Source organism: Blastomonas sp. UPD001, assembly GCF_003426715.1.
In the GTDB taxonomy this organism is placed as follows: domain Bacteria; phylum Pseudomonadota; class Alphaproteobacteria; order Sphingomonadales; family Sphingomonadaceae; genus Blastomonas.
Genome location: NZ_QKVT01000001.1, coordinates 1,214,301 through 1,229,866 on the forward strand (window position 1 = coordinate 1,214,301; position 15,566 = coordinate 1,229,866).

Below are 15,566 nucleotides of genomic sequence, written 5' to 3' on the forward strand. Positions count from 1 at the left end.
CCGGTGGCCGCCGCGCGGAATGGACCGGGACCGCGGAGCAGCCGGGCGCGGTGGTCAACCCGCCGGTTTGGCGCGCCAGCACGCATCTCTATCCCGATACAGCCGCTCTCAAGTCCGGCCCGCAAACCAATGAGGATGGGCGCTTTTTCTACGGCCGCAGGGGCGCGCCGACGCAATGGGCGCTCGCCGAGGCGCTGACCCAGCTCGAACCGGGCGCGCATGGCACCATGCTCTACCCCTCGGGCGTCGCCGCGATCACCGGCGCGCTGCTCAGCGTGCTGTCGCCGGGCGACGTGCTGCTGATGACCGACAGCGCCTATGATCCCTCGCGCAGCTTTGCCGATGGCCTGCTCAAGCGCTTCGGCATCGAGACCCGCTATTACGATCCGCTGACAGGCTCCGGAATTTCCTCGGAAATCTGCGAGCGCACCCGCGCCATCCTGATGGAGAGCCCCGGTAGCCTGACCTTCGAGGTGCAGGATGTCCCCGCGATCTGCGCCGCCGCCCGCGCGGCGAACCCGGACATCGCGCTGCTGATCGACAATACCTGGGCGACGGGGCTGTTCCTGCCCGCGCTCGAGCTCGGCGCGGACATGAGCATCATGGCCTGCACCAAGTACATCGTCGGCCATTCGGACGTGATGCTGGGCTCAGTCAGCGCGACCGAGCGCTGGTATCCGCGCCTCCGCCAGACCGCGCAGGCATTGGGCCATGTCGTCTCGCCCGACGATGCCTGGCTCGCGCTGCGCGGCCTGCGCACGCTCGACGTGCGGCTGCGCCAGCACCAGGCCTCGGCGCTGCGCATCGCGCACTGGCTGGCCGAGCAACCCCAGGTCTCGCGCGTGCTGCACCCCGCGCTCCCCTCCTGCCCCGGGCACGCCATCTGGCAGCGCGACTTCAGGGGGTCGAGCGGGCTGTTCTCGTTCGTGCTCAACGGCGGGTCGGACAAGGCGCGCGCGGCGCTGATCGACACGCTGACCCTGTTCGGCATCGGCTATAGCTGGGGCGGGTTCGAGAGCCTCGCCATCCCGGTCGACCCCGCGCGTTGCCGCAGCGCGACGCCCTGGCCGCCCGAAGGCGATGCCAACGCGCTCGCCGTGCGGCTGCATATCGGGCTCGAAGATACCGACGACCTGATCGCCGACCTTGCCAAGGGGCTTCACGCCTTTACCATGGCGGCATGACGGCAGGAATATCCGCACTGTTCATGCGCTGGGGCTGGATCGAGCGCCCCGACGACCTGCAATATCTCGAAGGCATCCTCGCCGCGCTGATCGCCACCACCGCGCTGATCATCGGCTGGGGTCTCAGCCGCCTGATCTATCTGCGGCTCGCCGCGATCTGGGAGCGCCGCGCAGGCTATGAAAGCCAGCTCGCGCGCCGCCGCATCCGCGACATGGTGCGCCGCTTCACCACCGCGATGCTGATCGGCATGGCACTCAATCTCTACGAATGGAGCCTGATCGCCTCGGTCATCTTCGGCCTCACGCTCGCGATCTCGCTCGCGCTGTTCGTCAACGATCTGGTGCGCGGCGTGCGCATGCCCGACTGGCTGGGCACCTTCCTCGGCCTCGCCACACTCATCTCGATCCTTGCCAGCATGTTCGGCGGGCTCGACCCGATCACCACCGCGATGGACCGCGTCGGCTTCGATCTTGGCGAGAAGCGCTTCTCGCTGCTCTGGGTGGTGACGATCGCGATCACCATCCTGGTGCTCTACACCGCCGCACGCGTGGTCAACCGCATCGCCGGGCACATCATCGGCAGCAGCGACGGTCTGGACCCGACGCAGAAGCTGCTCGGGCAGAAGATCGCGGGCGTCGTGGTCATCGTGCTCGCCTTCTTCATCGGCATCGACACGCTGGGGATCGATCTCACCGCGCTCAGCTTCTTCTCGGGCGCGTTCGGGCTCGCGATCGGCTTCGGGTTGCAGAAGACGATCGGCAACCTGTTCGCCGGCATCATCCTGCTGCTCGACCGTTCGATCAAGCCAGGCGATGTCATCGCGGTGGGCGACAGCTTCGGCTGGGTCAACAAGATCGGCGTGCGCGCGGTCTCGGTCATCACCCGCGACGGCAAGGAGCATCTGATCCCGAACGAGGACCTGATGACCACGCCGGTCGAGAACTGGTCCTATTCGGACCGCAACGTGCGCATGCGCATCCCGCTCGGCGTCAGCTATTCGAGCGACATGCAGCTGGTGCAGGAACTGCTCTACCGCGCGGTCGACGAAGCGCCGCGCGTGCTCAAGGACCCTGCCCCGCGCATCTGGATGACCGATTTCGGCGACAACAGCGTCAACTGGGAAATCCGCGCATGGATCAGCGATCCCGAAGGCGGCATGGGCAATATCCGCGGCGACGTGCTGATGCGCGTGTGGACGCTGTTCAAGGAACACGACATCGAGATCCCGTTCCCGCAGAGGGATTTGTACATCAAGGAAATGCCGGGGATGGGCAAGCCTGCGCCTGAAGACGCAACGCCCCCGCACATCCCCCGCTCAGCCTGAGCCTGTCGAAGGCTCCGCGCCAAGCGAAGTCCCAATTGCCGTCACCCCCGCGAAGGCGGGGGTCCCGCTGTTGCTTTCCCCGTAGCAAACAAGCCTGCGATCTCGCTGCCCGCCAGCGCGCCGGCTGCGCCACCGATCAGCAGGCCGGTGGTGCCATTGTCGCGGCGGCAATAATAGCGGCCGTCGTTGCCGCGCCAGTACTGACCGTTCCAGCCGCGTGCCTGGCGCCGATCGTAACGACGATCGTAGCGATTGTCCCAGCGATCGCGGCCATAGCCACGATCATAGCCGCGGCGGCCCCAGTCGTCGTCATAGCCGCGCCACTGATGGGCAACGGGCGCACGATAATCGACGCCATAGGTCTGCGCTGCGCTGGGGGCGTAGCTGGCGACCGGGGCTGCCATGGCAGGAGCGGCCGAGATGGTGACTGCACCGGCGGCGGCAGCAGCAAGAATGAACTTCTTCATAATCTGTCTCCCTTGAGACCGGGACAGCGCCGATTCGCCATCCGTTGTGTTCATATTTAAGGGAGTGAAACTGAACGGACCGTGGGAAGCTCGTTCATCTGCCAGCAGGTTTTGATGAAGGGCGTGGTATTTCATATCATATAGGCCCGACACCCCATTTCGTCACCCCCGCGAACGCGGGGGTCCCGCTTTACACCGCAAGACACGCGCAAAAGCGGGATTCCCGCGTTCGCGGGAATGACGTCGAGAGGGCGGTACCGGCACAGGCCCACCCTCTTCACGGTCACTTTTGCGGGCAGATCAGGAACTTCTCTCCCGTCGCCTTGGCATAATAGCGCGCAACGATATCGGCCTGCAGCGCCTCTTCCAGCGACAGCTCGTCGGTATAATGGCTGGCAAAGGTTGTCTTGAGCTCCTCCGCGACCCGGTTGCGCAGCCGCATCGCGACCTCGTTGCCCGCCTTGGCGAGGAAATTGGGGAGCAGCCAGCCGCCCACGCCCCACGCCATGCCATAGCCGCGGCTCAGCACCGTGGGCGAGGTGTCGAGCCCACCATAGAGGTACACCTGCTTGTGCTGGACCGAGCCATAGATGCTATAGGCGCCGGGCGTGCGCGCGGCGGCGCCCTCCATCGCGGTGAGGATGTTCGAGGCAAGATTGCCGCCGCCGGTCGCATCGAACGCCAATGTCGCGCCGGTCGCGTGGATGGCGTCGGTCAGGTCGGCCATGAAGCTCTCGCTGCTCGAATCGACGATATGCTTCGCGCCCATTCCGCGCAGCAGCTCGGCCTGTTCGGGCTTGCGCACCACATTGACCAGCTCGACGCCATCGGCCTGGCAGATGCGGTTGAGCATCTGGCCCAGGTTCGACGCGGCGGCGGTGTGGACCAGCGCAGTATGGCCTTCCATGCGCATCGTCTCGATCATCGACAATGCGGTCAGCGGGTTGACGAAGCACGACGCGCCGTCGCGCGCGGTGTGGCCATCCTTCAGCACGAGGCACATCATCGCCGGGGCCTTGCGATATTCGGCATACATGCCGCCGCCCATCACTGCGACGACCTTGCCGATCAGGCTCTGCGCATAATCGCCCGACCCTGCGGCGACCACGGTGCCCGCGCCTTCGTTGCCGACGGTGAGCGCCTGGCCGATGCGCGCCTTCATCACGCCCATGCCCTGGGGCGAGATCGGCGCGCTGAGCTTCGTGTCCTTGCCGCTGCCGCTGCTCGTTGCCTTGGCCATGCTCGCCCAGCCGAACATCACGCCCTGGTCGGACGGGTTGATTGGGGTCGCTTCGATGCGGATCAGCACATCGTCCTCGCCCAGCTCGGGGATCGGCTTGTCGACCAGTTCCATCGTCAGCTCGCCCTCGGCGCTGACGGTCGAGATCATCTGCTTGTAGGTTGACGGAAGCGTCATGGCGGGGTCTCTCCAAAAGGGTTGTTGTATGATGCTCCCATGTGCCAAGCCTTGGCCGACAAAGCCACCCATGACGCGCAGAAAGTGCCTTTTCCTTGCCCCGGCTGATCCTGTTCAACAAACCCTATGGCGTGATTTGCCAGTTCAGCGGCGATGGCTCGCGCCCGACCCTGGCGGATTTCATCAACGTGCCCGGGGTCTATCCCGCCGGACGGCTCGATCAGGACAGCGAGGGGCTCGTTCTGCTCACCGATGACGGCCGGCTGCAGGCGCGCATCGCCGATCCACGCCACAAGCTCGCCAAGACCTATTGGGTGCAGGTCGAAGGGGCGATCAGCGACGACGCGCTTGCGAAATTGCGAAACGGGGTGATACTCAAGGACGGGACGACGCGCCCTGCCCTCGCCGAGCGGCTCGATCCGCCCGATCTGTGGCCGCGCGACCCGCCGGTGCGCTTCCGCAAGACCGTGCCCGATGGCTGGATCGCGCTCACGCTGCGCGAGGGCAAGAACCGTCAGGTGCGGCGGATGACCGCGGCGGTGGGCTTTCCCACGCTGCGGCTGGTGCGCTGGCAGGTCGGCGACTGGACGCTGCAAGGCCTTGCACCCGGAGCGTGGCGGGCGGTCGACGTCCGCTAAGCGACGGATCAGTCGTCCTCGTCAAAGGCGATCGCACCGCGATTGGCGAGGTCGAGCAGCAGCGCCAGCACCGCGTCGTCAGGCTCGCCGATCTCGACCTCATGCGCAGCGCACATGGACTCGGCAAAACGCGCCGCCGCACCGGTGCAGGGATAGGCTTCCCCATCGACGAACAGCACCAGCCCCTCGCCTTCGCGAACGAAGACGAACCGGCTTGCGAAGTTGCGAAGCACCCGCCCTGCCTTGGCCGCGCGGCGCACCTGCGCCATGGTCAGTGGCGTTTCCGGGCTCCAGTCCATGTCCGGATATTTGGGTGCGCTATTGAAACCGCCGAACCAGCGCGCAAATTCGGTGCGATCGGCGAGCTTTTCGAGCACCATCGCCTGCAAACGCTCCAGCGCGTCGCCCGTGATCTCTCCGGGGTGCGATTGTAACGGTAACATCGGGTCGGCATAGCGATCGTCCTCACCCAGCCCGTCGAGCACATGGTCGCTCCAGCCGGTGATCAGCTCGGCCCGCGAGGGAGCGCGAAAGCCGATCGACAGCGTCATGCAGTCATCGTCGAGCGCAACGCCGTCATGCGCGACGCCCGGCGGGACATAGAGGATATCGCCTGGTCCCAGATCGTAAACCGCCTGTTCGTCGAACCGAGCGAGCAGCCGCAACTCCTGATGCGGCCTGAGCGGAGTTGCATCATCGCAATGCTGACCGATCCGCCAGCGCCGCCGACCCCGGCCCTGGATCAGGAACACGTCATATTGATCGAAATGCGGCCCCACGCCGCCGTCGGTCGTGGCGAAGCTGATCATCACATCGTCGATCCGCCAATCTGGCACGAAGCGAAATTGCGAAAGCAGCGCGACGACTTCGGGCACGTAATGATCGACAGCCTGCACGAGCAGAGTCCACGGTTGCGCGCCCAGGTCCGCAAAGCGCTCGGCATCGAACGGCCCTTGCTCAAGCGCCCAGCTTTCTGGGCCCTGCTGCACAATCAGCCGCGATTCTACCTCGGGCTCGCATGCCAGCCCCGCCAGCTCGTCAGGCTCGATCGGACATTGCCAGGCGTCCCACGGATTGCAAATCAGCAAAGGTGCACGCTGCCAGTGCGTGGCGAGAAAGGCGACGGGATCGAAGCGGGCAAGTTTCATGCGCTCCCCATTTCAGCGCATCCCACCGCCGTCCAGCGATTTCACCCCAGCAGGTCGTGCTTTTTCAGACAGTGGCGCAGCTGGTCGTAGCTGAGGCCGAGCGCCTTGGCGGTCTGGCGCTGGTTGTAGCGGTGGCGGGCGAGCGCCGCCTGGAGGATGCGCTTCTCGTGCGCGTCCACGGCGCCGCGCAGATCGTCGATCGCGTCGAAATTGAGCGTCTGGTCCATGGTCGCGCGCACGCCGGGATCGGACAGCGCGGCATCGATGACCTCATCGCACGGCGATTCCCCGCCAGAGGGCGCGCCCGAGCGTGTCATCGGCTTGGGTTTCCAGGGCGATTCGAACGGATCGAACACGATATGGTCGACCGGGCGCTCGAAATCGTCCCAGCGATAGACCGCGCGCTCGACGACATTGCGCAGCTCGCGGACATTGCCCGGCCAGCTGTGCCGCTGCATCGCCTCGGTCGCCATCGGGCCGAAGCCGGGCCAGCGGTCCCAGTCGAGCTCGGCCGCCATGCGCCGCCCGAAGAAATCGGCGAGCACCATCACATCGCCCTCGCGCGCGCGCAGCGGCGGCAGGGTCACTACCTCGAACGACAGCCGGTCGAGCAGGTCGGCGCGGAAGCGGCCCTTGTCGACCAGTTCGGGCAGATGCTCGTTGGTGGCCGCGACGATGCGCACATCGACCTTGATCGATCGCGACGAACCGATCCGCGTCACCTCGCCATATTCGACCGCGCGCAGCAGCCGCTCCTGCGCGCCCATGCTGAGCGTAGCCAATTCGTCGAGGAAGAGCGTGCCGCCATCGGCCTCCTCGAACCGGCCCTGGCGCGCGCGCGTCGCGCCGGTAAAGGCGCCTGCCTCGTGCCCGAACAGTTCGGCTTCGATCAGCGTCTCGGGCAGCGCGGCGCAATTGAGCGTGATCAGCGGTCCGTCCCAGCGCGAGGACAGGCGGTGAAGGCGCTCGGCGATCAGTTCCTTGCCCGTGCCGCGCTCGCCGATGACCAGCACCGGACGGTTGAGCATCGCCGCGCGACTGGCGCGCTCGACCGCGTCCAGAAACGCTCCCGATTCCCCGATGAACTGACTGCCCCGTTCCATGCGCCAAGAGATAGTGCAAAATCCCAACTCGTGGCAATCCCAACCAACAAGCTTGTTCAGCAAAAATCTCAAGCTATTGATTTATCGTGCTTTTTCAATTTGGCACGCTCCCTGCAGTGCTTCCGGCAACACCGACACAAAGCGGTTCAAGGGAGAAAGACAGTGAAAACCACCAATGCTTCGAACGCGAACAGCCAGGATCAGGACAATGTCCTCAAGTCCACGCTGATCACCACGGTCGCCGCGCTGGCGCTGATCACCACGCTGTTTCTCACCGCCTTTGCGAGCATCGAGGCCGTCGCCTCGCCCGTCCATCACAACGGAGATGCCCGCGCACTCGTTTCCGTCCGGTACCTTGCCTGACGGATTTGGCCGGGACGCTTACCCCCCCCTTGCCCCGTCCCGGCCAATCACTTTCCACTGCACTGCAAAAGGGGGTAAGGTAGACTTGGATCCGGTCCGCCTGAATTTACGAAACGGAGTTTTGGCCATGGGAATTTTCTCTCGCACCCGCGATATCATCGCAGCGAACGTTACCGAATTGCTCGACAAGGCCGACCCGGCAAAGATGATCCGCATGATCATCCTGGAGATGGAAGAGACGCTGGTCGAAGTCCGCGCCTCGGCCGCCCGCACCATTGCCGATCAGAAGGAAATGAAGCGGCATGTGAACAAGCTCGAGCAGCTGCAGGCCGACTGGACCGAAAAGGCCGAGCTCGCACTGTCCAAGGACCGCGAGGACCTGGCCCGCGCCGCGCTGCTCGAAAAGAAGAAGGCTGCCGACATGGCCGATCAGCTCAACGTCGAAATCGCGGTGCTGGATGACGCGCTGCGCGCTTCGGAACAGGATATCGCCAAGCTGCAGGCCAAGCTGCGCGAGGCGCGGATGCGCCAGAACAACATCATGAGCCGCCTGGAAAGCGCCGAGAACCGCGTCAAGCTGCGCACCATGTACAATGGCGACAAGGTCCGCGAGGCATTCAGCCGCTTCGACCTGCTGGAGCGCCGCGTCGATATGGCCGAGGGCCGCGCCGATGCGCTGGGCATGGCCGAGGACGAGCGCAAGGTGCTGGGCCAGCGCAATCTCGACGACGAATTCGCCGCGCTCGCCGACAGCGACAAGGTCGACGAGGAGCTCGAAGCCATGAAGCGCGCGCTGAAGAAGGAGGGCTGATCCGATGGAAGAAGCACTGACCGCGATCTTTATCGTCAGCATCCTGTTTATCGGCCTGCCGTGGATCATCTTTCACTATATCACGAAATGGAAGACCGCCGCGACGCTGACGACCTCGGACGAGACGCTGCTCGAAGAACTGCATGCGATGGCGCGCCGCCTGGACGATCGCATGGACACGGTCGAGCGGATCATCTCCGCCGACAATCCCGACTGGCGCCCGGCGCGGCTGACCAGCGCAGACGACCAAGACGATTACGGCCTGGAACAGGTCGAGCGCATGCTGAAGGAAAGGGTGAGGAAATGAGCCGGCTGGACAAGTACAAATATGACGCCCCTGCTCCGCGCAAGACCAAGTTCTATCGCGACAAGCAGAACGGCAAGTTCATGGGCGTGTGCGCCGGGATTGCCGACTATACCGGGATCGACGTGGTCTGGATCCGCGTCGCCACGGTCCTGGTCACGCTGATGACGGGCTGGGCGCTGGTCGGCTATCTGCTGATGGGCATGTTCGCCGACAAGAAGCCAGCACATCTCTACACCGACGATCAGGACCAGAAATTCTGGCAGGGCGTGCGCCAGTCACCGACCCGCACCGCGCGCGACGTCAAGGCCCGGTTCCGCGAGATCGACCGACGCCTCGCCGATGTCGAGCTGTTCTACACCGCCAAGAACACGCGCCTGGCCGACGAGATCGAAAGCCTGCGCTGATCAGGGCCAGGCACAACAACAAGGTATCAGGAGAATATCATGAGCTGGGGTGGACCGGGTTTTGTCCTTTCGATCATCATGCTGTCCATGGGAGCCTGGGTCATCACCACCTGGATCCGCGCCAAGCATGGCTATCCGATCGAGGATCAGTGGACCGGCAAAGTCATTGAACGAACCGATCCTGACGCTGATCGAAAAATATCGCTGCTGACCAACGAAAACGAGCAACTGGTCGGCAAGATCGGGCGGCTGGAAGAGCGGATCGCGGTGCTGGAACGCATCGCCACCGACGCCAACAGCTCCAGCGTCCGCCTGGCCGACGAAATCGAACGCCTGCGCATCGAGAAGGACCCCGCATGACCGAGAAAATGATGCTGTTCCAGACGCTGGGCCCGATCATTTCGATCGTCGTGGCCATCGGCACCGCGGGATGGGTCGCCAATACCTGGCTGCGGATCAAGAACGGCTATCCGCTGGAAAGCAGCTGGGGCAAGCCGATCTATCCCAAGACCGACCAGGAATCGGTCGAGCGGATCAAGCTGCTGAGCCAGGAAAATGCGCAGCTGCGCGCCGAGCTGGGATCGATCAAGGACCGTCTGGGCAATGTCGAGCGCATCGTCACCGATGACGCGCACCGTCTGACCCACGAAATCGAGGCCCTGCGCGACAAGCGGGCCAACTGACCATCCGGGCGGGCCGAACGGCACGCAAGACCGAAGGACTGGGGAAATAGCATGCCTGACTGGATCATCTTCTTTCTGATTGTCGTCGCCCTTCCCGTTCTGGTCGGAACCATGGGCGATGCCTATCGGCGACATTTGAAGTTCAAGGAAAAGCAGCTGGACGCGCTGAACAAGGAAACCGCGGAAAAGGCTGCGCGCTACGCGGCGCAGACCGAACGGCTCGAGCAGCGCGTGCGCACGCTCGAGCGGATCATCACCGATGGCCGCAGCGACCTTGCCCAGCAGATCGAGGATCTGCGCGACGCTCCGCTGAACTGACAGCATATACGGGGGTTTTTTGAGATGTTCGATCTTGATGCGCTGCTGGTCCTGATCCCTTTGGCGCCCTTCATGCTGGGCGGCCTGGCGATCTGGACCAAGCATCAGCGCAAGACATTGGAATTGCAGATCGAACTGGCCAAGGCACAGGCCGTCGCCAGACCGCCCGTCGATGACCGGATGGAGCAGCGCCTGCGCACGCTCGAACGCATCGTCACCGATGGCCGGGGCCGCGACGACCTCGCCCAGCAAATCGAAAATCTTCGCGCCAAGCAGCTAAGCTGACAGCAAGGAATCACAGAATGTTCGACAATCCTTTTTCCATGGTCGTCGCGATCGTCTTCATCGTGATGATCGCGAACGTGCTCAAGGCCCGCTACAAGGCGCAGCACGGGATCATCGAGGACGCGGTAGGCAACCAGAAACGCACCACCCTGGCGGACAATGCAGAAACGCAGCGCCTGCGGGAAGACGTCCGCGTGCTCAAGGAGCGCGTGCAGGTGCTCGAACGCGTCATTACCGATCAGCGCCAGACGAGCGATCTGAGCCTTGAAATCGAGAAGCTGCGCGACCGCTGAAGCGGCACGCACATCACCAACCGGGCGGCGGGGGCCGTAAAGGGAAGAAGATGGAAAGCGCCTATCTCTATATGACCGTGGCAATGTCGGGCTTGCTCGGAATTGCCCTGGTCTCATCCACCTTGCTGCGCGGCTGGCGCGAATGGCTGGCGTTCAAGCGCCACGAGATCGAGGCGCACTCGCCGCGCCCCGATGGCGGATCGCCGTCGACGCACTCGCGGATCGAGATCGCCGATCTCAAGGAGCGCATCCGCAAGCTTGAAGCCATCGCCGCCGGGGTGGAGCTGTAATTTGCGCGCGGCGGGGTGACTTTGCCCCGCCGCGTCGCTATCTGCGCCGCCATGACGAGCGCACCTGCAAGCATAGCCGACCTGGCCGAAGAATATGAATTTCTCGATGCCGATGACCGTTATCGGCTGATCATCGATCTGGGCCGCACGCTCGATCCGATGCCCGATGCGCTCAAGACCGACGCGACCCTGGTGCGCGGCTGTTCGGCTTCGGTCTGGGTCTATCCCACCAGGCTCGACGACGGCCGGCTGCATTTCCTCGCCGATAGCAACGCCGCGATCACCAAGGGCATTATCGCGCTCGTTCTGCTCACCGTGCAGGACAGGGCGCCGGAGGCGGTTGCCAGCGCCGATATCGAAGCCGCGCTCGCGCCGTTCGATCTGAAAAACCAGCTCTCGTCGAACCGGACGCAGGGCATCCCCAACATGATCGCGCTGATCCGCGAGACCGCGGCGCGGTACAACGGCTGAATCCGGCCCGTTCCGGCCTCAGGGCGTCGGCGCGCTGTCCCTGACCAGCACGAGTTCGGAAGGCTCGTCGCCCGTCACCGCGCGATAGGTTTCGGTCCGACGGAGCTGACCCGGCTGCCCGAAGTCGAAACCAAGCGCGACCAGATACGATTCGCTGGCAGGATCAAGATCGGCTGCATCGAGAAACCGCCACTCGATCGTCTTGCTGCCGTTTGTTGGCTTGGCGAGCAGGCGCGGCTGATTTCCCTGGGGGCAATAATGGACGGCCATCAGGCTGCCGCCATCGCGGTGGTATATTGTCAGCGAGTGCGGCTTGTCTCCGCGCAGCCATTCCTCGACAAGCACCGTCCCGGCCGCTGTCAGCGAAAAGCGGATGCGCAGCGGCGATTGCGGCTTGTCGGCGACGCGCCAGGTGCCGACCAGCGCCTTCATCCCATCGAATGCCGCCGCAGCGCTGTCGACCGTTCCGACGGCTTGCGAAACCGGCTCTGCCGAAGCTGGCGCAGCGCCTGCGAGTGCCGAGCCAGCAAGTGCCAGGATTTGCCACACGCCCATCAATATCCCATCACAATTCGCCCCGCGACGCAAATATCGGAGCGCCTTTTCAGAGATTTAACCAGCCAGCGCGACCCTGCAAGCGCCTTGCGATCGGGCGTTGGGCCTGACCGCATTTGACGCCGCCCCTCCCCCGCACCATATAGCCCGCCATGACCACCGCCTTCGACACGCCGCCCGTCCATTTCACCCTTCCCGGCCAGGATGCGCGCGGGCGGTTCGTTCGGCTCGACAGCGTGCTGCGCGAGATTCTTGCGGCGCACGATTACCCCACCTCGATCAAGCTCGTGCTCGCCGAGGCGATTACCGTTTGCGCGCTGATCGGGTCGCTGATGAAGCAGGATGGCGGCCAGGTCACCATCCAGGCGCAGACCGAGGGCGGCATCGTCGAGCTGCTCGTCGTCGATTATCGCGGCGGCGAGCTGCGCGGCCATGTGCGCTTCGATGCCGACCGGCTCGCGCGGCTCGGCGCGAACCCCTCGCTGTTCGCGCTGTTCGGCAAGGGCTATCTCGCGCTCACCTTCGACCAGAGCTACGGCAAGGGCCGCTATCAGGGGATCGTGCCGCTCGACGGAGATTCGCTCGCCCAGGCGTGCGAGAGCTATTTCACCCAGTCCGAACAGGTGCCGACGATGATCCGGATCGCGATCGAGAGCGATGCAACCGGCTGCCGCAGCGCCGGGTTCCTCGTCCAGCACTTGCCCGAGGGCGAGGAGGGCCGCGAGCGGTTGCACGTGCGGCTCGACCATCCGCAATGGGAGCATGTCTCGATCCTCGCGGGCACGCTCAGCCATGGCGAGATGCTCGATCCGGCCCTGAGCGGGCGCGACATCCTGTGGCGGCTGTTCCACGAAGAGGACGAGGTCCGCACGGTCGATGGCGCGCCGCTGGTCAAGGGCTGCCGTTGCAATATCGACCATATCCGCGACGTGATCGGCCGCTTCCCGCCCGAAGAACAGGCCGAGATGGTCGGCGATAGCGGCACGATTGCGGTGGATTGCGCGTTCTGCTCGCGAATCTTTCATATCGATCCTGCCAATCCGGCGGGATGACCGGCGCGCGGGCGAGCCGCAAACCCGCCATAATTATCAAATGATTTCGCCATCTTCTTCGGTTAGATGAGCGCTATTGCCTGGGGCAAGAAACCTGAATCGGGTCGCACGCCATTGACTGTGCCCGCCGCGCTGAACGGCGGGAGCCAACGATAGGGTTAACCCGAATGAATCTCTCCCCCATCCGACTGAAATGGTTTGCCGCGCCCGTGATGGCGATCGGCCTGGGTGCCGTTTCCGCCCCCGCCCAGGCGCCCGAACTGGCCATGCTCAACAAGATCCAGCCCGGCTTGTGGAACCTCAAGGAACGCGGCACCGCCCAGAATGGCGATCAGCTGTGCGTGCGCGATGCGCGCAAGCTGCTGCAACTGCGTCATCGCGAATTGCAATGCAGTCGCTTCGTCGTCTCGGACGAGCCCGACGAGGTCACCGTGACCTATCGCTGCCCCGGCGGCGGTTCGGGACGAACCACGATCAAGTACGAGGGCCGCGGCCTGGTGCAGATCGAATCGCAGGGAATCGCGCAGAACTCCCCCTTCGCGTTTGCGCTCGAGGGGCGTTACGCGGGAAGCTGCACCGGCTGATCGTTAGCAAGGCTGCACCCTTTCTTAACCATCGCCGGGTTATGAGCGTCGCGTGCCGGACTCGGTACGCTTTCCTCCATTCAGGTCGCAAGACCTCCCTGGGCCGCCGGACACATCCGCGCGGCCCATTTTTTTGAATTGCCCGGACCGGCGCTGCGCCATATGCGCTATCGCATGAGCGAACCCCAGAAAACCGCCGTCGTGCTGCTCTCGGGCGGCCTCGATTCCATGGTATCCGCCGCGCGGGCGCAGGAGGCGGGCTTTGCCGTGGCGGCGCTGACCATCGATTACAACCAGCGGCACCGGGTCGAGATCGAGGCGGCGAAAGCCATCGCGGCAAGGATCGGCGCGGTGCGGCATATCGTGCTGCCGCTAGACCTGCGCCAGTTCGGCGGATCGGCACTGACCGACGATATCGACGTGCCCAAGACCGGCGTCGGCCCCGACATTCCGGTCACCTATGTGCCCGCGCGCAACCTCATCTTCCTGTCGCTGACGCTGGGCTGGGCCGAGGCGCTGGGTGCGCGCGACATCTTCATCGGGGTCAATGCGCTCGATTATTCGGGCTATCCCGATTGCCGCCCCGAGTTCATCGCCGGGTTCGAGCGACTGGCGGACCTCGCCACCAAGGCGGGCGACCAGGGCGAGCCTTTCACCATCCACGCGCCGCTGCAATATCTGGGCAAGGCCGAGATTGCGGCAGAGGCGAACCGGCTGGGGCTGGACCCCGCGATGAGCTGGTCCTGCTATGACCCGACGCCCGATGGCCGCGCCTGCGGCCTGTGCGACAGCTGCAGGTTGCGCAAGCAGGGCTTTGCCGATGCCGGGCTGACCGACGGGACGGTGTACGCGGCCTGAAGCACCGTCATTCCCGCGCACGCGGGAATCCCGCTCTGGCGCAGTCGCTGAACCAGGTAGCGGCGCCCCCGCCTGCGCGGGGGTGACGGCAAAACGTCGGGGATTTATTCCGCGATCGAGCCTTCGAGCTCCGGTTCGGCGGGCCTGGGCGCCGGTGGCGCGGGCCTGGGTGTCTCGGCAGGCCGAGCTTCCGCATCCGCCGCCGCGGGTGCGGCAGGCCCAGCCACACCCGGAACCGGCGGCAGGTCCGAAGGATCGGCGAGCGGCGCGTCATTGGGCAGCAGCTCCAGATCGGGCAGCTCGTCGCTGATCGTGCCTTCGGGCGTGCTGCCCTGCGCGACGGCGGCCTTTTCGGTTGCTTGCTGGTCGCAACCGGCGAGCATCAACGCAGCGAGCGTTGCTCCGAGAACCACTGGCTTCAGCGTCATGTGTCACCCTTCCCTTTGCCACCGCTTTGGCACGCGCCGCCAAGCCCCGCAAGAAAAGCGTCGCGGTTCCGTGCGAGCGCGGCGTCGAGATCGGCCATCGTCGCCTCGATGCCCAGATCGGCGAGGCTGGTGACCGGATATTCGGCGATCCCGCACGGAACGATGCCGCCGAAATGCGCCAGATCGGGGTTCACGTTGACCGCAAAGCCGTGCATCGTCACCCAGCGGCGTACGCGCACGCCGATCGCGCCGATCTTCGCCTCCTGCCCCGCCCGGTTGTCGGTCCATATGCCGACGCGCCCCTCCGCCCGACGCGCGGGCACGCCGAGATCGGCCAGCGCGGCGATCACCCAGCCTTCCACCGCATGCACGAAGCAGCGCACGTCCTTGCCACGCTGGCGCAGATCGAGCAGCACGTAACCGACGCGCTGTCCCGGCCCGTGATAGGTATAGCGACCGCCGCGCCCCGTATCGAAGACCGGGAACTGCTCGCTGAGCAGCTCGGCGGGGTCGGCGCTGGTACCCGCCGTGTAGAGCGGCGGGTGTTCGAGCAGCCAGAGCAAGGCCCCCCCCCCCCCCCCC

General features: G+C 64.9%; 24 protein-coding genes. 17 read left to right on the top strand and 7 right to left on the bottom strand.

Annotated features, from left to right (window positions below; genetic code table 11):
• Window positions 1-1,184, top strand: a 1,184-nt coding sequence (gene metC / locus DM995_RS06045; protein WP_116968821.1) for a cystathionine beta-lyase, incomplete at its 5' end; no start/stop codon positions are given.
• Window positions 1,181-2,509, top strand: a complete 1,329-nt coding sequence (locus tag DM995_RS06050; RefSeq protein ID WP_116968822.1) for a mechanosensitive ion channel family protein — start codon at window positions 1,181-1,183, stop codon at window positions 2,507-2,509. The genes metC and DM995_RS06050, both read left to right, overlap by 4 nt.
• A 41-nt stretch (window positions 2,510-2,550) precedes the next feature.
• Here the strand turns inward: DM995_RS06050 and DM995_RS21715 are convergent, their stop codons facing one another.
• Both DM995_RS21715 and DM995_RS06060 read right to left on the bottom strand, forming a co-directional pair.
• The gene (locus DM995_RS21715; RefSeq protein WP_198669270.1) at window positions 2,551-2,976 is read right to left on the bottom strand and encodes a hypothetical protein; all 426 of its coding nucleotides are present in this window, start codon (window positions 2,974-2,976) and stop codon (window positions 2,551-2,553) included.
• A gap of 283 nt (window positions 2,977-3,259) precedes the next feature.
• Window positions 3,260-4,393 (bottom strand): zinc-binding dehydrogenase, encoded by a 1,134-nt coding sequence (locus tag DM995_RS06060; protein WP_116968823.1) that lies wholly within the window; start codon window positions 4,391-4,393, stop codon window positions 3,260-3,262.
• 95 nt (window positions 4,394-4,488) lie between these two features.
• On the opposite strand from DM995_RS06060, the gene DM995_RS06065 reads away from it, so the two are divergent.
• Window positions 4,489-5,031 carry a pseudouridine synthase gene (locus DM995_RS06065; protein WP_116968824.1) on the top strand — a complete coding sequence of 181 codons (543 nt, stop codon included), beginning with the start codon at window positions 4,489-4,491 and terminating at the stop codon, window positions 5,029-5,031.
• 8 nt (window positions 5,032-5,039) lie between these two features.
• Here DM995_RS06065 and DM995_RS06070 read toward each other — a convergent pair whose 3' ends face one another.
• Window positions 5,040-6,179, bottom strand: coding sequence for a cupin domain-containing protein (locus tag DM995_RS06070; RefSeq protein ID WP_116968825.1), 1,140 nt, complete (start codon window positions 6,177-6,179; stop codon window positions 5,040-5,042).
• A gap of 41 nt (window positions 6,180-6,220) precedes the next feature.
• Complete coding sequence (gene pspF / locus DM995_RS06075) at window positions 6,221-7,282, bottom strand: phage shock protein operon transcriptional activator (RefSeq protein WP_023838372.1); 1,062 nt, start codon at window positions 7,280-7,282, stop codon at window positions 6,221-6,223.
• Between the two features lie 162 nt (window positions 7,283-7,444).
• Between pspF and DM995_RS06080 the strand changes: the two genes are divergently transcribed.
• The 11 genes from DM995_RS06080 to DM995_RS06130 all read left to right on the top strand — a co-directional run bounded on the left by DM995_RS06080 (window position 7,445) and on the right by DM995_RS06130 (window position 11,507).
• Window positions 7,445-7,645: a hypothetical protein gene (locus DM995_RS06080; RefSeq protein WP_116968826.1), complete on the top strand. Its 201-nt coding sequence runs from the start codon at window positions 7,445-7,447 to the stop codon at window positions 7,643-7,645.
• Window positions 7,646-7,772: 127 nt separating this feature from the next.
• Window positions 7,773-8,456, top strand: coding sequence for a phage shock protein PspA (gene pspA / locus DM995_RS06085; protein WP_116968827.1), 684 nt, complete (start codon window positions 7,773-7,775; stop codon window positions 8,454-8,456).
• A gap of 4 nt (window positions 8,457-8,460) precedes the next feature.
• On the top strand, window positions 8,461-8,763 hold the full coding sequence (gene pspB, locus DM995_RS06090) for an envelope stress response membrane protein PspB (RefSeq protein ID WP_023838375.1): 303 nt from the start codon (window positions 8,461-8,463) through the stop codon (window positions 8,761-8,763).
• Window positions 8,760-9,167: an envelope stress response membrane protein PspC gene (gene pspC / locus DM995_RS06095; protein WP_023838376.1), complete on the top strand. Its 408-nt coding sequence runs from the start codon at window positions 8,760-8,762 to the stop codon at window positions 9,165-9,167. Before pspB ends, pspC begins: the two co-directional genes overlap by 4 nt.
• Before the next feature lie 39 nt (window positions 9,168-9,206).
• Window positions 9,207-9,527: a hypothetical protein gene (locus DM995_RS06100; protein ID WP_023838377.1), complete on the top strand. Its 321-nt coding sequence runs from the start codon at window positions 9,207-9,209 to the stop codon at window positions 9,525-9,527.
• The gene (locus DM995_RS06105; protein ID WP_023838378.1) at window positions 9,524-9,850 is read left to right on the top strand and encodes a hypothetical protein; all 327 of its coding nucleotides are present in this window, start codon (window positions 9,524-9,526) and stop codon (window positions 9,848-9,850) included. The genes DM995_RS06100 and DM995_RS06105 overlap by 4 nt, the downstream gene beginning before the upstream one ends.
• Window positions 9,851-9,901: 51 nt before the next feature.
• Window positions 9,902-10,168, top strand: a complete 267-nt coding sequence (locus DM995_RS06110; protein ID WP_023838379.1) for a hypothetical protein — start codon at window positions 9,902-9,904, stop codon at window positions 10,166-10,168.
• 72 nt (window positions 10,169-10,240) lie between these two features.
• On the top strand, window positions 10,241-10,453 hold the full coding sequence (locus DM995_RS06115; RefSeq protein WP_232824103.1) for a hypothetical protein: 213 nt from the start codon (window positions 10,241-10,243) through the stop codon (window positions 10,451-10,453).
• A 38-nt stretch (window positions 10,454-10,491) separates the two neighbouring features.
• The gene (locus DM995_RS06120; RefSeq protein ID WP_232824105.1) at window positions 10,492-10,746 is read left to right on the top strand and encodes a hypothetical protein; all 255 of its coding nucleotides are present in this window, start codon (window positions 10,492-10,494) and stop codon (window positions 10,744-10,746) included.
• 50 nt (window positions 10,747-10,796) lie between these two features.
• On the top strand, window positions 10,797-11,036 hold the full coding sequence (locus DM995_RS06125) for a hypothetical protein (protein ID WP_116968829.1): 240 nt from the start codon (window positions 10,797-10,799) through the stop codon (window positions 11,034-11,036).
• A gap of 51 nt (window positions 11,037-11,087) precedes the next feature.
• Complete coding sequence (locus DM995_RS06130) at window positions 11,088-11,507, top strand: SufE family protein (protein WP_116968830.1); 420 nt, start codon at window positions 11,088-11,090, stop codon at window positions 11,505-11,507.
• 18 nt (window positions 11,508-11,525) lie between these two features.
• On the opposite strand, the gene DM995_RS06135 is transcribed toward DM995_RS06130, so the two are convergent.
• Window positions 11,526-11,939, bottom strand: a complete 414-nt coding sequence (locus tag DM995_RS06135) for a hypothetical protein (RefSeq protein WP_232824107.1) — start codon at window positions 11,937-11,939, stop codon at window positions 11,526-11,528.
• Window positions 11,940-12,214: 275 nt separating this feature from the next.
• Between DM995_RS06135 and hslO the strand changes: the two genes are divergently transcribed.
• The 3 genes from hslO to queC all read left to right on the top strand — a co-directional run bounded on the left by hslO (window position 12,215) and on the right by queC (window position 14,556).
• A complete protein-coding gene (gene hslO, locus DM995_RS06140) occupies window positions 12,215-13,114 on the top strand; it encodes an Hsp33 family molecular chaperone HslO (RefSeq protein WP_116968832.1) in 900 nt (299 codons plus the stop codon).
• Window positions 13,115-13,281: 167 nt separating this feature from the next.
• A complete protein-coding gene (locus tag DM995_RS06145) occupies window positions 13,282-13,698 on the top strand; it encodes a DUF3617 domain-containing protein (RefSeq protein ID WP_198669271.1) in 417 nt (138 codons plus the stop codon).
• A 174-nt stretch (window positions 13,699-13,872) separates the two neighbouring features.
• Window positions 13,873-14,556 carry a 7-cyano-7-deazaguanine synthase QueC gene (queC, locus tag DM995_RS06150; protein ID WP_198669272.1) on the top strand — a complete coding sequence of 228 codons (684 nt, stop codon included), beginning with the start codon at window positions 13,873-13,875 and terminating at the stop codon, window positions 14,554-14,556.
• A 104-nt stretch (window positions 14,557-14,660) separates the two neighbouring features.
• Here queC and DM995_RS06155 read toward each other — a convergent pair whose 3' ends face one another.
• Window positions 14,661-14,984: a hypothetical protein gene (locus tag DM995_RS06155; protein WP_157973093.1), complete on the bottom strand. Its 324-nt coding sequence runs from the start codon at window positions 14,982-14,984 to the stop codon at window positions 14,661-14,663.
• Window positions 14,981-15,566: lipoyl(octanoyl) transferase LipB (gene lipB / locus DM995_RS06160; protein WP_116968836.1), on the bottom strand; the 586-nt coding region annotated here is incomplete at its 5' end. The genes DM995_RS06155 and lipB, both read right to left, overlap by 4 nt.

Excerpts from the sequence above, each read along its gene's own strand:
- DM995_RS06070 (WP_116968825.1), bottom strand. The coding sequence starts at position 6,179 with ATGAAACTTGCCCGCTTCGATCCCGTCGCCTTTCTCGCCACGCACTGG.
- DM995_RS06120 (WP_232824105.1), top strand. The coding sequence starts at position 10,492 with ATGGTCGTCGCGATCGTCTTCATCGTGATGATCGCGAACGTGCTCAAG.
- DM995_RS06125 (WP_116968829.1), top strand. The coding sequence starts at position 10,797 with ATGGAAAGCGCCTATCTCTATATGACCGTGGCAATGTCGGGCTTGCTC.
- DM995_RS06115 (WP_232824103.1), top strand. The coding sequence starts at position 10,241 with ATGCTGGGCGGCCTGGCGATCTGGACCAAGCATCAGCGCAAGACATTG.
- pspC (WP_023838376.1), top strand. The coding sequence starts at position 8,760 with ATGAGCCGGCTGGACAAGTACAAATATGACGCCCCTGCTCCGCGCAAG.
- DM995_RS06105 (WP_023838378.1), top strand. The coding sequence starts at position 9,524 with ATGACCGAGAAAATGATGCTGTTCCAGACGCTGGGCCCGATCATTTCG.
- DM995_RS06145 (WP_198669271.1), top strand. The coding sequence starts at position 13,282 with ATGAATCTCTCCCCCATCCGACTGAAATGGTTTGCCGCGCCCGTGATG.
- hslO (WP_116968832.1), top strand. The coding sequence starts at position 12,215 with ATGACCACCGCCTTCGACACGCCGCCCGTCCATTTCACCCTTCCCGGC.
- DM995_RS21715 (WP_198669270.1), bottom strand. The coding sequence starts at position 2,976 with ATGAAGAAGTTCATTCTTGCTGCTGCCGCCGCCGGTGCAGTCACCATC.
- DM995_RS06050 (WP_116968822.1), top strand. The coding sequence starts at position 1,181 with ATGACGGCAGGAATATCCGCACTGTTCATGCGCTGGGGCTGGATCGAG.
- queC (WP_198669272.1), top strand. The coding sequence starts at position 13,873 with ATGAGCGAACCCCAGAAAACCGCCGTCGTGCTGCTCTCGGGCGGCCTC.
- DM995_RS06155 (WP_157973093.1), bottom strand. The coding sequence starts at position 14,984 with ATGACGCTGAAGCCAGTGGTTCTCGGAGCAACGCTCGCTGCGTTGATG.
- DM995_RS06130 (WP_116968830.1), top strand. The coding sequence starts at position 11,088 with ATGACGAGCGCACCTGCAAGCATAGCCGACCTGGCCGAAGAATATGAA.
- DM995_RS06060 (WP_116968823.1), bottom strand. The coding sequence starts at position 4,393 with ATGACGCTTCCGTCAACCTACAAGCAGATGATCTCGACCGTCAGCGCC.
- DM995_RS06100 (WP_023838377.1), top strand. The coding sequence starts at position 9,207 with ATGAGCTGGGGTGGACCGGGTTTTGTCCTTTCGATCATCATGCTGTCC.
- DM995_RS06110 (WP_023838379.1), top strand. The coding sequence starts at position 9,902 with ATGCCTGACTGGATCATCTTCTTTCTGATTGTCGTCGCCCTTCCCGTT.
- pspF (WP_023838372.1), bottom strand. The coding sequence starts at position 7,282 with ATGGAACGGGGCAGTCAGTTCATCGGGGAATCGGGAGCGTTTCTGGAC.
- DM995_RS06135 (WP_232824107.1), bottom strand. The coding sequence starts at position 11,939 with ATGAAGGCGCTGGTCGGCACCTGGCGCGTCGCCGACAAGCCGCAATCG.
- pspA (WP_116968827.1), top strand. The coding sequence starts at position 7,773 with ATGGGAATTTTCTCTCGCACCCGCGATATCATCGCAGCGAACGTTACC.
- pspB (WP_023838375.1), top strand. The coding sequence starts at position 8,461 with ATGGAAGAAGCACTGACCGCGATCTTTATCGTCAGCATCCTGTTTATC.